Consider the following 13,356-nt stretch of genomic DNA (forward strand, 5'->3'; position numbering starts at 1 on the left):
CTACAACACCCTACAACACCGAGCACCGCCATTCCGGGATCGGTTACTACACCCCGGAATCCGTTCACGAGGGCACCTGGCCCGAGTGCCGGGAACGACGCCAGAGGGCCCTGGACACCGCATGGGCAGCGAACCCCCACAGGCACCACCAGCGCCCCCGGGCACCCACCGTCCACACCGAAAGCTGGATCAACGACCCCAGGAAACGAACCCGCGAACTAGCGAATCCGTCTCAAAGAGGTTGACAGGTTCCGAATACGGGTGTCGCAGGGTCATTTGCGCGTCGCGGGCGGCTCTGCGCATCCTGAGCCTGCCAATCCTGAGACTGCCAATCATGAGCCTGCCCGGGGACCCCGGACCGACCTAGCATTGCCTCATGGAGACCGTCGAGGTTGCGGGCCTGCGAATCCGGTACCAGCGTGCGGGCCAGGGTCCGCCGCTGGTCCTGCTCCACGGCGCCTACGAAGACAGCCGCATCTGGCGGCGACAGTTCGAGGACCTGTCGGATGAATTCACCGTTTTCGCCTGGGATGCACCGGGGTGCGGCGGCTCGGACGATCCGCCACTGGACTTCACCGGAAAGGACTTGGGCGACGCCCTGGCAGGATTCCTGCGGAATGCGGTGCCAGGTGCACCGCACATCCTCGGGATGTCCATGGGCTCCGGCATTGCGCTTGAGTTCTACCGGGCGCACCCGTCAGTTCCCGCGTCGCTGCTGCTGGTTTCGGCGTATGCCGGCTGGGCGGGATCCCTGCCGCCTGAGGAAGTGGAGCGCCGCTACGCCCAGGTACTCGCCGAACTCGAGCAGCCGGCGGAGCAATTCATCCCCGTGTGGATGCCCACCCTGTTCACGGAACACGCTGATCCAGCGGCTGTGCAAGAAACCAGCGACATCATGGCCGACTTCCATCCGGGCGGCATGCGGGCACTCCTGAACGCCAACGCCCATGCCGACTATCGCGACGTCCTGCCCACCATCGTGGTGCCCACCCTGCTGCTGTACGGCACGGAGGACGTCCGCGCGCCGCGGAGCGTGGCCCACGAGATGAACCTGCGGATCCCGAGCTCGACGCTGGTGATGATTCCCGACGTCGGGCACATGGCGGCCGTCGAAGCGCCTGCTGCCTTCAACGCCGAGGTACGCCGGTTCCTGCACGGCCTGCCGCGGGGTGACGCCCGCTAGAATCGGGTCGGGTCCGGCCGCGGCGGCACCGGGCCAGGATCCGGTATCGGGAGGGGATTGGGCGGCGTCGGGAACGGCCCCGGTTCCGGTGACGGCGTGGGCGCGGGGCCGGGTACCGGCTCAGGTCCGGGAACCGGCGGTGGCGTGACCGGACCGGGCTCCGGCGGGAACGGGTCCCCGGGCTCGGGCGGCGGCGTAGTGGGGCCCGGATCCGGCGGAAACGGATCGGGTTCGGGGGTCGGCGGAATAGTCATGCCTGGCTTCCTTTCTCAGCTGGCGTTCCGGATACGGCAATCAGGCGCCGCTGCGCCGGCGCAAGACCCGCAGTTCCCAGGGCCGCAGGCGTATGGCGCCCGCGGCAAGGCCGGCCGGCGTCGCACCGGCGCCCGCGACAGCGCCGCCGTCGGACGGGTAGTTGCCCAAGACCAGCTCCGTGTCGCCCCAGGTCTCATCCCCGAGCTCCGCGTCGCGCTCCTCGCCGGAGAAGTTGCCGAGCACCAGCAGGGCTGAGCGCGGAACCGCCCGGGTGAAGGCGTAGACGTGCGGGTCATCGGGCAGCAGCATGGTGAAGTTCCCGTGTGAGACCACCGGCTCCGCGTGCCGCAGCGCTATCACCTTGCGGTAGAAGCTGTAGACCGAGTCCGGGTCATCGATCTGGGAGGCGGCGTTGATGTGATTGGCGTTCGGGTTCACCGCGATCCAGGGTGCCCCGGTGGTGAAACCGGCGTGCCGGGAGGCGTCCCACTGGACTGGGGTCCGGGCGTTGTCCCGGTTCAGCGGCGCGAGGGCGGCCAGGACCTCGGCGTCCGTGTGGCCGAGGTGCGTGGTGGCCTCGCGGTGGTGGTTGAGGACTTCGATGTCGCGGTAATCGCTGATCGCGCCGAACGTCATGTTGGTCATGCCGAGCTCTTCACCCTGGTAGACGTAGGGCGTGCCGCGGTGCAGGTGCAGGATGCCGGCGAGCATTTTGGCCGACAGCTCGCGGTATCGGGGGCTGTCATCGCCGAAGCGGGACACGGCGCGGGCCTGGTCGTGGTTGCCCCAGTACAGGCTGTTCCAGCCGGTCTCGGCCAAACCGTCCTGCCAGCGGCCCAGGGTCTGCTTCAGCTCGGTGAGCAGGAGTTTCTTGGGCCGCCATTTGTTGCCGTCCTCCTGGTCCAGGGCGACGTGTTCGAACTGGAACACCATGTCCACCTCGGCCCGCGCGGGGTCGGTGTACAGGATGGCGTCCTCCACCGTGACGCCGGGCATCTCGCCGACGGTGAGCAGTTCGCCGGTGCGGTTCGCGAAGACTTCCCGGTGCATCTCCTGCAGGAACTCGTGCATGCGGGGGCCGTCGATGTAGAACGGGGAGCCGTCGCCAAAGAGCTTGCCGTCCGCAACGGGCCCGTCCGGGAGCGAGGTGTCCTTGGAGATGAAATTGATGACATCCATCCGGAAGCCGTCCACGCCCCGGTCCAGCCACCAGTTCATCATCTCGTAGACCGCCGCACGGACCTCGGGGTTCTCCCAGTTCAGGTCCGGCTGCTTCTTCGAAAAGATGTGGAGGTAGTACTCCCCGGTGGCCTGATCGAACTCCCACGCGGGCCCGGAGAACGCCGAGCCCCAGTTGTTCGGCTCCGCGGCCGTGCGCCGCGGGGGGGCCCCGGCGTCGACGTCCCGCGGCTGCCGCCACCAGTACCAGTCGCGCTTCGGGTTGTCCTTCGAGGACCGGGACTCCACGAACCAGGGGTGCTCGTCCGAGGTGTGGTTGACCACCAGGTCCATCACCAGCTTCATGCCGCGGGCGTGCAGCCCGTCGGTCAGTTCCCGGAGCTCCTCGAGGGTGCCGAAAAGCGGATCCACGTTCCGGTAGTCGCTGATGTCATAGCCATTGTCGTCCTGCGGCGAGGTGTAGATCGGGGAGAGCCAGACGACGTCGACCCCCAGCCGCTGGAGGTAGTCCAGCCTGCTGATGATGCCGCCGAGGTCGCCGATGCCATCGCCGTTGGAGTCGGCAAAGCTGCGCGGATAGATCTGATAGACGACGGCGCGCTGGAACCAGTCGCCGGCAGTCGCCGTAGGTGTTTCCGCGGGGGCTTCTTCGACCGTCATGGGGGACTCCTCAGCTGGTCCTGCAGACAATGGGGCAGCGCGGCTGCTGTCCCGCCAACGTCTGATTATTGAACAGTTGGGCAGGGCTGGGAAGACCTGCCCGGTCCTGCTGTGCTGTCGAGCTGTTCAGGCGAAGCCGCTCGGCCTTGGCTAGTTTTGCGAGGCGATGGCGTTGTCGCGGTCCTCGAAGACGTCCTCGCCGGGACCGGAGAAGGCCTTGGAGCGCTGGATCGCCTCGATGGACCCGGTGAACAGCTGGGAGTCGTGGGGATCCGCGTGCCGGTGGTGCTCGGCCGTGGCCGCAGCCTTGCCCGGACGCCGCGAGCCCGTGCCGGCGTCGGACGCGGTGTTGGAAGAGGAAGCGGTGCCGGAAGTGGACGCCGCCAGCGCGGACGGCAGCGATTCCAGGCGCACGTGGGGGAGCGCCGTCGGGTGGAACTGCTGCAAGAACAGCACCAGTTCCTCGCGGATCAGGCAACGGAGGTCGAACAGTGAGGCGCTGTCCGCGGCGCTGACCAGGATGCGCACCCGGACAAAGCCGGCGGTGGCGTCCGTGATCTGCAGGATCCCCACGCGCTTGTCCCACAGCGGGGTCTCGGCCAGGACCTTCTTCAGTTCGCCGCGCATCTCCTCGACAGGCGCGCGCCAGTCGAGGTCGAACTCCACGGTTCCCATGACCTCGGACTGCCGCCGGGTCCAGTTCTCGAACGGGGTGGTGGTGAAGTAGGTGGAGGGCAGGATCAGCCGGCGGTCGTCCCAGATGTGGACCACCACGTAGGTCAGGGTGATCTCCTCGATCCGGCCCCATTCCTTCTGGACCACCACCACGTCGTCCACCCGGATCGCGTCCGTGAAGGCGAGCTGGATGCCGGCGAAGACATTGACCAGCGAGGTCTGCGCGGCGAGGCCGGCGACAATCGAGATCACGCCCGCGGAAGCAAGAAGCCCTGCGCCGAGCGCCTGGATCGCGGGGAACGTCAGCATCATGCTGCCCAGGGCCACCACCACGATCAGTGCGACGCCGATCCGCCGGGCCAGGATCACCTGGGTGCGCAGCCGCCGGGCGCGCCGGTTGTCCGCGACATCCACCCGGTACCGGGTCAGCACCATCGCCTCGATGATGAGCAGCATGGCGATGGCCAGCCAGGCCAGGGAGCCGATGAGCGCAATCAGCAGCAAATGGTCCAGGCCGTGGCGCCATTCGAGATCCCCGCCGCTCGTGGCCAGCGCGACCCGGACGGCGACCAGGCACAGCGACAGGCGCAACGGCAGCCGGGCCACGCGGGACGTCTCGCGCAGTTCGGGCTTGCTGCGGTTGAGCCGGAGCACAATCTTGCGCACCAGCCAGGACAGGACGAGTCCGGCAACCACGGCGAGGGCCATGGCCAGGAACGGCATTGCTTGGGTCAGGAACTCTTGCATTAGTTAAGCTCTAGCAAGCTTCCACGGGCAATTGAAATCGTCGGGATGTCAACGTGGGTCTCCTCACGCCGCAGCAGGAGGCGGCGGGCACGGAAGGTTCCGGCAGGATTCCGGCGCCGGCCGGCGCCGGGCCGGCAGCCACTTCGGGACTTTTGCCTCTTGCTTTTGCGGCCGGACGTTCGAGAATGGTCGAACCACTTGAATCCCAGGGGGAGGGTGACATGCGTCGACTCTCGGCGTTCGGCACGGCAGCAGCAGCCGGTTTCTTGGTTGCTGCACTGCTCGGCGCCTGCGGCGCGCCCGCGGGCCCGGGACCGTCGTCGCCGACGATGCCCTCCGTGCCCCCGCTGACGTCCGCGCCCGCCAGCAGCGGCGCCGGCGGTGTTCCGCCGACCGAGGCGCCATCGCTGCCGGGCACGCCTCCGCCGACGGCAGCGGACTGGCAGACCCTCAAGACGCCGGACGGACAGTTGGAGTTCGATCATCCTGCCGAGTGGACCGTCAAGGACCGGGGCGCCGAGGCCGCGCCCGGCGGTGTGTTCCTCGAGGTCCTCAACGCGGGCGGCAAGTCGCTGGCCACGTTGAAGACCAACGTGGCCACCGGGGCGGAATGCACGCAACGGATCCCCTACCAGGTGCTCGATCTGGTGCCCGTTCCGGCTTTGGTCCAGCAGGGCGTCACGCCGCACTTCATCTTTGAGCTGCGGCTGTACCCGGCAGAGAAGGACCCCACGAAGGCCAACGTCATGGCATACGGCATCAGTTCGGCACCCAAGCCGTCCGGGCCCGATGCCTGCCCGATCTTCCAGTTCTTCACCTGGCCGCCCAGCGGAGCGTCGTTCGGGGGCGTCTACAACCCCTTCGACACAACCCCGGGCAATGAGCCAAATGTCGATACCCCGGAGGCCTACCTGCAGACCTCCGAGTACCAGGACATCAAGAAGATGATCACCTCGCTGCGTCCGGCGGGGCAGTAGGGCGCCCGGGCTCATGGCGAGACGACGGCGGCTCACAGTGGGTACGTTTCCGGCTCCGTTTGTTTCGGCGCTGGTGCTCGCAGCCCTGCTGCTGGCCGGTTGCGGGTCCCCGGCGGCGCCCCCTGCGACATCCGGCACTGCGCCGGATGCAACGTCCGGAGGCCCGTCCGCGGGAGACGCCCAGCCGGGAAACACCCAGTCGGGAGACTCGTCGCAGGGAACGCAGGGAACAGCGCCGTCGGGGTCAGCGACGGAATCGGCACCGGGATCGGCTCCGGGGACCACCGCGGCGGCAACGTCACCGACGTCGGCGGCCCCGCCGTCGTCGTCCGGCTGGAAGACGTTCACGACGTCGGACGGGACGCTGAGTTTCGACTACCCCTCGGACTGGAGCATCAGTGACCCGGCGGGGGAGGCGCCGCTGGGCGGTGAGTTCGTTGACGTGGTGAACGCCGCCGGGAAGCAGATGGCCGCGCTGCGCACCAACATAGTCACGGGTGCCGAATGCGGCGATCAGCAGCCCTATATGCTCATCGATTCGGAGCCGATGCAGGCCCTCGTGGAACCCGGGGCGGCGGACCAGGCCGGGCCGCGCTACGTCTTCGAGGGCCGCGGGGACGTGACTGCGGCGGAGGCTTCGCCGCCCACGTACGCGTCGTATGGCATCACCATGATGCCGGAGGAGACCGGGACCACGTCGTGTCCGATGTTCCAGCTCTTCCTCTGGCCGCCCAGTGGCGCGCTGTTCGGCCAAGCATATGACCCGGCGAAAAACACGACGCCGGGGGAGCCGGGGCTGCCGTATCTGGAGAAGGCGAAGCTCTATGCCACCACGGCGGAGTACCAGGACGTTCGGAAGATGATCACGTCGCTTCGTCCGGCAGGAACGGGCGGGGGCACGGGCGCGGTGTCGGAACCTGCGAAGTAGCCGCGTCAGACAGCGGGCAGGTGCCGGTGGCGGTGGCGGTGGTTTGCCGGCGTCGGCGAGGCGTTCCTGCTGCCGCGCTGCCCGGTCCACGGGTTGCTGCGGACCTCCCGGATCAGCCCGGTGCCGGCGCACTCGCGGACGGCCATGATGCCGTTCGCCGCCTGGCGCGTGTTGTCGAAGGCTTTGGAAATTGCCAGCACGGTCCCGTCCGCGTCGAGCAGCCGGAACCGGACGTTGGATTCCGCGTCGGTGAAGATTTCGAATTGTCCAGCCATTGTCTTGTCCTTGTCTGGCAGTGGTGACCGCCGGTGGAGGGTAAGAGCACGTCGGTGTGCTGTTGCCGGGTTTCGACAAGCTGATCCAGTGCCGCAGACCAGCCTTTCGCGGACGTTGGCCGCTCGAAAGAGGCAAAGGTCCCTTGGTGTCTGGGCGGTGAGACTAGGCCGGGAAGACCAAACCCTGCATGACCAAACCCGGGGCGCTGGTGGGCGCTACATTGGGAGCATGACGGACAAACACCCTGGGCGATTTCCGGCGGATTCCGGCGAGCCCGTGCGGTTGAACGCGCGGGTGTCCGGTGTGGTCCAGGCCGTCGGCTTCAGGTACTGGACGGTCCGGAAGGCCGAGGAGCTCGGGCTCAGCGGCACGGTCCGGAACAACACTGACGGGTCCGTGGGCATTGTGGCCGAGGGGCCGCAGTTCGTGGTGCTGGAGCTGCGTCGCTGGCTGCGTTCGCCGGAGGCGCCCGGCCGGGTGGAGGACGTCGAAGAATCCGTCTCGGCCGCGACGGGGGAGTTCCGCGGATTCGACGTGGCGTACTAGGGATCCAGCCGTCGTGTGGCCATTCCGTGGCCCGTCGTGTGGCGGTCCGGGGCGAAGGACCCTCGGCAGCGCGGCCTGAGGCGAGTACGGTGTGGCCATGCAGAAAATATCGATCGATGCCCTGGCCAGGCAGCAGATCGCGGCTGCCCTCGCGGCAGGGAGCGGACGGGCCGCTGACACGGTGTTCGGCGGGCACGAGAAAGTCCTGCGCCAGACCGTCATGGCGTTCAGGGCAGGGACGCAGCTGAGCGAGCACCAGAACCCCGGCGAGGCCACCGTATTTGTGCTCCGCGGCTGTGTGCGCCTGCGGGCCGGCAACGAATCCTGGCAGGGCAAGACCGGCGATCTGCTGATCGTGCCCGCGGGGCTGCACAGTCTGGAGGCCGAGGAAGACTCGGCGATCCTGATGACGGTGGCCAAGATCAGGACCTGAACCGCCGGCCCGACTCTGTGTTGGCCACAGCCATTCGAGGCGAAGGAGAGGCCGAAAGTGAATTCCAGTGATGGCAGAGAGCCCAGGCCCCCGCGCTTCTTGCGTGCAGGGGAGCGGCGGGCGGGGGCCGGGATGATGGCCACCGTCGGGATAGCGCAGATCGGTGGCACGACATGACTGTCATGTCGTCCATCGAGGAGGTCCCGGCAACCCGGCGGTGGTGGGCGAGGGCGGCTTACGTCGCGGTCGTCTTGGCGGCGGCTGTCCCTTTGGTGTCTGCGGGTTTGGCAGGCACCATTGCGCTGGTCATGATCGATGTCGGCGCCGTGTTAGTGACTGTGGCTGCGATCTATTGGTTCCTCATCAGCCGCGGTTTCCTGCGCTGGTGTGCGCTGGCGCTCGCGGTGCTGGCCCCGCTGGTGCTACTGGTCCTACACATCCAGGCGGGCCTGCTGGGGGAGATGGTGCTCTCGCTTGGACTGCTGTTAGTTGCGGTGGTCTGTGCCCGCGCCGCCCTCCGGGAAAGGGGGGAGGGCAAGGCCATGGCCGAGTACCCGGCCCCCACCTGGCGGCATGCCTTCCTGGTGATGAATCCGCGCTCCGGCGGGGGCAAGGTGGTGAAGTTCGATCTCCAGCGGAAGGCGGAGGAACTCGGCGCCGAGGTGGCACTTCTTGAGGGTCCGGGACCGGTGGACGTTGACGCGTTGGCCCGGCAGGCGGTGGAGCGCGGGGCCGATCTGCTCGGCGTCGCCGGCGGTGATGGAACGCAGGCGCTGGTGGCCGGCATTGCGGCCGAGCACAACCTTCCTTTCCTAGTGATCAGCGCCGGCACCCGCAACCATTTCGCCCTGGATCTCGGATTGGACCGGGAGGACCCGACGGGCTGCCTGGACGCCCTCCGGGACGGGGTGGAGCTTCACGTCGACCTCGGCAAAATCAACGGCCGCACCTTCGTCAACAACGCATCCTTCGGGGTGTACGCCGAGGTGGTGCAGAGCCCGGCGTACCGGGACGACAAGGCCGGTACCGTGCTGGAGATGCTCCCGGACCTGATCAGGGGAGATAAGGGTGCACGGCTTCGAGCCCAGGCGGGCGACGTGACGGTGGACGGCCCGCAGGCGGTGCTGGTGAGTAATGGTCCGTACGGCAGCAACGACCTCGCAGGCTTGGGCCGCCGGACCCGGCTGGACCGCGGCGTTCTCGGCGCAGTGGCGATCTCGGCCGCCAGTACCCGTGAAGCGGTTGGACTGCTGCGGCGTGCCACGAAGCACGGCCTGATCCAACGCGCGGCCGCGGAGGTGGTGGTCGACGCCGACGTGCCCGAGATCCCCGTCGGTGTGGACGGCGAGGCCCTGCTGATGAGCACACCGGTGCGGTGCACTATCCAACCCCGGGCACTGCGGGTACTGGTTCCAAAGAACCGTCCAGGCGTTCCGCCGGCCCAGCCCTCCCTGGACCTGGTCCGGCTCCGTGAGTTGGCATGGGGGCGGCACCCGACTGCGCCTTCTGCGCCGGCGTCCGCCGGGGAGTAACAGCCCCGCGTCTGACGTGAGCCGAGAGCTATACTTCGAAGAATCCGAAGTTGGCGCTGTCGTTGCCGGTGAATTCCTGGAAGTGGGGCGAGCATGACGAGCGACCCAGCACGCAAGGGCTCCATCCCATCCGCCCTGCCGGCTGCATGGTGACGCGACGGACGTTCTTTTCCGTAGCAGGCGGGGCCATCGCGGCTACCGTCGGAGGGATCGTGGTGAAGAACCAGATGGATGGGCTGTCGCGGCAATCGCTTCTGCACTCGTTGGCCGGAACAGTCGGCGCCGCGCACGGACCTGGGATGGCCACCGAGGAGAAATTCCTCGAGCTGGTCCGCTGCGGCAGCCGTGTTCTCCATGTGTCGGGGCAGGGATCTGACAGTAACCCCGGAACGGAGCGGGCCCCGTTCCGGCAGATCAACACCGCCGTGCATCATGCCATCCCTGGTGACCTGATCCTGGTGGGGTCCGGCGTCTATGGCTATACGGAAGTGTCGGGGTTCCATGGCTCGCCAGAGGCATGGCTCGGGATCATGGCCCGCGATGATCAGGCCCGCGCTGTCATCTCCGTCCCTCCGCCTACGGACAACTTCCTCAACATCACCAACTCTTCCTACATTGGGCTTTATGGCTTCGAGGTCGCTGGTGACCAGAACAATTCGAATACCAACTGCTCTGGGATTTCCGTTCACGGAGGAAGCCACCACGTTGTCCTGTGGAATAACCACGTTCACGACTTTCCCGGGGGCGGAATCAACTGCTTCGACGCTGGCGGCTCCCACGATCTGATCGATATCAGCTACAACAAGATTCACGGAACGTCACGGCACAGTCCGGAGAACACATCCGGCATCAGCATCTACGCCTCTCAGGACCTCACCCAAGGGGAGCTGCTGCCTGGCGGGTACGGCTATCGCGTGGTGGGGAACTACATATTTGACGTTGAGTGTCTGGTCGAATTCCGGCGTGGTGGCTTTGACTATGTCACCGACGGCAACGGTATTTCCCTGGACTTGATCGAAAAAACGTACGGATACCGAAAGCCGATTCTCGTCGAAAACAACATCATCACTGGCTGTGGCGGGAGGGCTGTGCACGCTTTCGGAACCGTCAACACGGAAGTTGTGAGGAACACGGCCATCGGAAACATGCGCACCAGGAGCCCTGCCATTTCAGGAGGTGCTGAGATGAATGGAACGGTGGACGATTCCGTCCGGTTTGTGCGGAACGTTATCTGCCCGTTGAACACCCCGTCCAGCACTGATGCGGTGTCCAGATATGAGGACAATGTGGTCCTGGGCGGCACCGAATCGGTGCCGCCCGGAAATACCGATTTGCGGGACTGGGGGCTGAGCTACTTCGCCGGCCCCCTCACCCCGGCCGAGCTCATCGACGGCACCGACCCGACAGCCTTCAGGGCCGCGGATGCCTGAGGGCTGCTGTCGCCGACTCGCAGTAGTCCGTGGTTGGCGTCAATCTTCTCCGTGCGCTCCCAAACCAAGCCGGTGTCTCGAAGGAACATGGTGAACCCGATTGCGAGGGGAATGGACCACCACAGCCAGAACACCATCAGGAACAAGGGATTCACCCGCAGCAGGTACCGCAGGCGGTCCCGCTTCTCCGGCAGGACGGGCTGGGTCATCTTCCAGGCGCGGAATTGTCCGTAGCTGATGACCAGGACCGCCAAAACAATGTTTGTCAGGGACAGGACAATCAGGGGCCCGTCGATGAAGGGACTTGCCGACGTGAACGCGCCGACGATTGCCCATACGCCGATCACCAGGCCAACGGGGTTCAGTGATAGCGATAGGCAGGGGACGAAGTTCAGCCGGGCCCGGACCCGCTTGCTGAAGGGCATCCCCATCTGGACCAGTGGTCCCCCGAGAGACTGGAAGAACCCGGCCATCCACCGTTTCCTCTGGGTGATGCCTTGCAGGAAAGTGGCTGGCACTTCCTCGACCAGCGGGGATTCGACAACGCCCAGGCGGTAGCCGTTCGTCCACATCCGCATCCCAATCTCGGGATCCTCGATGGTGAGCCACGGATGGAAGCCGCCCACCTCCAGCAGATCTGCAACCCGGAAGAACAGCCCCTTGCCCAGCACGTAGTAGGGATGCTGTCCATCGGCTGTCATGTGCTTGTACATCGTTGAATCCCAGGCGATGTGGTCCATGGCGAAGAATGCTGAAGCCCAGGAACTCGTCAGGTTGCCGGTGATGTTCGTGAACTGGATGACGTCGTAGTCTTTGATTCCCTGCGCCGCGGTCTCGAAGTAGTCGACGGGAACGATGCTGTCAGCGTCGATGTAGGACAGCAGTGCTTCCGGATGGTTCCCGGCAACGTTGTACATGGCCCAAATCAGCTGTCTGGTTTTCTTGGGCGGCAGGGCGGTGTCTCCGGTCCGCTTGCCGGCATGCCACCAGTAGGCCTTGGGGTTGTTGTCCCAAGAGGAGAAGACAGCCCGCCAACTGTGATCGCTGGTCGGCGGGACGGCTTGGATCTCCAGAAAAGGGAATTCCTTTTGAAGCCGCTGCAGCGATGCAATCGTGCCGGCGTCGTCGTGATTGGGAATGGCAACCACTCTCAACAGTTTCCGCGGATACGGCGCGCGGGACATTCCTGTGAAGGTAGTCCGCATCGTCTCTTCGAGCTCGTTCAGCACTGGGTAGAACATGATGATGGGCGGTTTTGACCCTGTCCCGCCGTCCTTGCGGTGTGGCGGAATCAGGTTGACCTTCTGGGCAAGAAACCAGAGCGTGACCAGCAGGCTGAACAGGAAGAGCACCTGCACGACGGTGAAAACCGTGAGCATTGCCCCGTGCATCAGACGCTCAATCCACGACGTCGCAGCTCTGCGACCGCTTCATCCTGCTTGTCGACCGCAGTCTGGTCCCGCACCCAGTCGACGAGCTCCTTCACGCCCTGGGTCCGGAAACGGTACAGGGGTTCAAAATCAAGCAGTTCCCTGGCCTCGGACGGATCGGCCCAGCAGTGCCGGATGTCGCCGGAACGGAACTGTCCGGTCAACTCGGGCTTGATGTCGACTCCCAGGGCCTCGGCGAGCAGCTCGGCCACTTCCAGGATGCTGATCGGATCACCAATGCCGATATTGATGGCCTTGCCGCTGGCACGTGGGGCGGTCAACGCCGCGACGGTTGCCCGGGCGACGTCGGCGACGTGGATGAAATCCCTCATCTGCAGGCCGTCTTCATTTACCAACGGCCGCTGCCCGTTGAGGAGGCGGCCGCTGAAGATGGCAGCCACCCCGGTGTAGGGGTTCGAGAGTGCCTGCCTGGGGCCGTAGGCGTTGAAATACCGGACGGCCGTGACATCGATGCCGTAGGCCGGGCCGACCGCCAGGCACAGCAGCTCCTGGTCCATTTTGGAAATTGCGTAGACCGATGTGGGAAACAGCGGCTTGGTTTCGGCGGTGGGGACGGGCGTCAGTTGGCGGTTGCAGCCGGGGCACCTGAGCTCCCAGTCGTGGGCGCGCAACTGCTCTTCGGTCCGCAACCGCGGGGCCTGCAGACCATGCTCGCTGCACATGTACGATCCCTCGCCATAGATGGACATCGAGGAAGCAACAACAATTTTCGAAACCTGATGGGGTTCGTTGGCCAGGATGTCCAGCAGGACAGCCGTACCGCCGGTATTTGCCTGCACGTAGCGTGAAATTTCGTACATGGACTGCCCGACGCCGACTTCCGCCGCCAGGTGCACGATCTGATCCACGCCTTGAAGTGCGTCGATGAGCCGTGGACGGTCAGACATATCGGCCTGAATGAACCGGACGTTCGCCGGAACGAACTGGGGTCCCTTGTCTCCGTGCACTTGCTTGACGAGTTTGTCGAACACGACCACCTCGTGTCCCTGCGAGACGAGCAGTTCCACAACGTGGGAGCCGATGAAACCGGCTCCGCCAGTAACGAGTATGCGCATGATGATTCTCCTTGTTCGGTGAGTGGTGA

General features: G+C 65.8%; 12 protein-coding genes and 1 pseudogene. 8 read left to right on the forward strand and 5 right to left on the reverse strand.

Translation table 11 applies throughout. The features are described from left to right. Positions 1 to 245, forward strand: a pseudogene (locus tag AC1DZQ_RS19255) (hypothetical protein); the annotation flags it as partial. A gap of 131 nt (positions 246 to 376) precedes the next feature. Beyond that, complete coding sequence (locus tag AC1DZQ_RS19260) at positions 377 to 1,183, forward strand: alpha/beta fold hydrolase (protein WP_476965005.1); 807 nt, start codon at positions 377 to 379, stop codon at positions 1,181 to 1,183. A 294-nt stretch (positions 1,184 to 1,477) separates the two neighbouring features. On the opposite strand, the gene AC1DZQ_RS19265 is transcribed toward AC1DZQ_RS19260, so the two are convergent. Both AC1DZQ_RS19265 and AC1DZQ_RS19270 read right to left on the reverse strand, forming a co-directional pair. Then, complete coding sequence (locus AC1DZQ_RS19265) at positions 1,478 to 3,277, reverse strand: glycoside hydrolase family 13 protein (RefSeq protein WP_476965006.1); 1,800 nt, start codon at positions 3,275 to 3,277, stop codon at positions 1,478 to 1,480. A 150-nt stretch (positions 3,278 to 3,427) separates the two neighbouring features. Beyond that, positions 3,428 to 4,699 carry a mechanosensitive ion channel family protein gene (locus AC1DZQ_RS19270; RefSeq protein ID WP_476965007.1) on the reverse strand — a complete coding sequence of 424 codons (1,272 nt, stop codon included), beginning with the start codon at positions 4,697 to 4,699 and terminating at the stop codon, positions 3,428 to 3,430. A 221-nt stretch (positions 4,700 to 4,920) separates the two neighbouring features. Here AC1DZQ_RS19270 and AC1DZQ_RS19275 point away from each other — a divergent pair, with 221 nt between their 5' ends. After that, a complete protein-coding gene (locus AC1DZQ_RS19275; protein ID WP_476965008.1) occupies positions 4,921 to 5,676 on the forward strand; it encodes a hypothetical protein in 756 nt (251 codons plus the stop codon). Positions 5,677 to 5,713: 37 nt separating this feature from the next. After that, positions 5,714 to 6,604 carry a hypothetical protein gene (locus AC1DZQ_RS19280; protein WP_476965009.1) on the forward strand — a complete coding sequence of 297 codons (891 nt, stop codon included), beginning with the start codon at positions 5,714 to 5,716 and terminating at the stop codon, positions 6,602 to 6,604. 5 nt (positions 6,605 to 6,609) lie between these two features. Here AC1DZQ_RS19280 and AC1DZQ_RS19285 read toward each other — a convergent pair whose 3' ends face one another. Further along, positions 6,610 to 6,879 carry a YegP family protein gene (locus AC1DZQ_RS19285; RefSeq protein ID WP_476965010.1) on the reverse strand — a complete coding sequence of 90 codons (270 nt, stop codon included), beginning with the start codon at positions 6,877 to 6,879 and terminating at the stop codon, positions 6,610 to 6,612. Between the two features lie 229 nt (positions 6,880 to 7,108). Here AC1DZQ_RS19285 and AC1DZQ_RS19290 point away from each other — a divergent pair, with 229 nt between their 5' ends. From AC1DZQ_RS19290 to AC1DZQ_RS19305, 4 genes are all read left to right on the forward strand, one after another. Then, the gene (locus AC1DZQ_RS19290) at positions 7,109 to 7,426 is read left to right on the forward strand and encodes an acylphosphatase (RefSeq protein WP_476965011.1); all 318 of its coding nucleotides are present in this window, start codon (positions 7,109 to 7,111) and stop codon (positions 7,424 to 7,426) included. 97 nt (positions 7,427 to 7,523) lie between these two features. Further along, positions 7,524 to 7,859 carry a cupin domain-containing protein gene (locus AC1DZQ_RS19295; protein WP_377988253.1) on the forward strand — a complete coding sequence of 112 codons (336 nt, stop codon included), beginning with the start codon at positions 7,524 to 7,526 and terminating at the stop codon, positions 7,857 to 7,859. Positions 7,860 to 8,032: 173 nt separating this feature from the next. After that, on the forward strand, positions 8,033 to 9,391 hold the full coding sequence (locus AC1DZQ_RS19300) for a diacylglycerol/lipid kinase family protein (protein ID WP_476965012.1): 1,359 nt from the start codon (positions 8,033 to 8,035) through the stop codon (positions 9,389 to 9,391). A gap of 50 nt (positions 9,392 to 9,441) precedes the next feature. Continuing rightward, positions 9,442 to 10,821, forward strand: a complete 1,380-nt coding sequence (locus AC1DZQ_RS19305) for a right-handed parallel beta-helix repeat-containing protein (protein WP_476965013.1) — start codon at positions 9,442 to 9,444, stop codon at positions 10,819 to 10,821. Here the strand turns inward: AC1DZQ_RS19305 and AC1DZQ_RS19310 are convergent. Both AC1DZQ_RS19310 and AC1DZQ_RS19315 read right to left on the reverse strand, forming a co-directional pair. Further along, positions 10,743 to 12,212, reverse strand: coding sequence for a glycosyltransferase family 2 protein (locus AC1DZQ_RS19310; RefSeq protein WP_476965014.1), 1,470 nt, complete (start codon positions 12,210 to 12,212; stop codon positions 10,743 to 10,745). The genes AC1DZQ_RS19305 and AC1DZQ_RS19310 overlap by 79 nt on opposite strands. Continuing rightward, complete coding sequence (locus tag AC1DZQ_RS19315; RefSeq protein WP_476965015.1) at positions 12,212 to 13,327, reverse strand: NAD-dependent epimerase/dehydratase family protein; 1,116 nt, start codon at positions 13,325 to 13,327, stop codon at positions 12,212 to 12,214. The genes AC1DZQ_RS19310 and AC1DZQ_RS19315 overlap by 1 nt, the downstream gene beginning before the upstream one ends. Positions 13,328 to 13,356: the final 29 nt, after the last annotated feature.

The sequence above is a fragment of the Arthrobacter sp. P1_C12_2 genome, assembly GCF_056406415.1.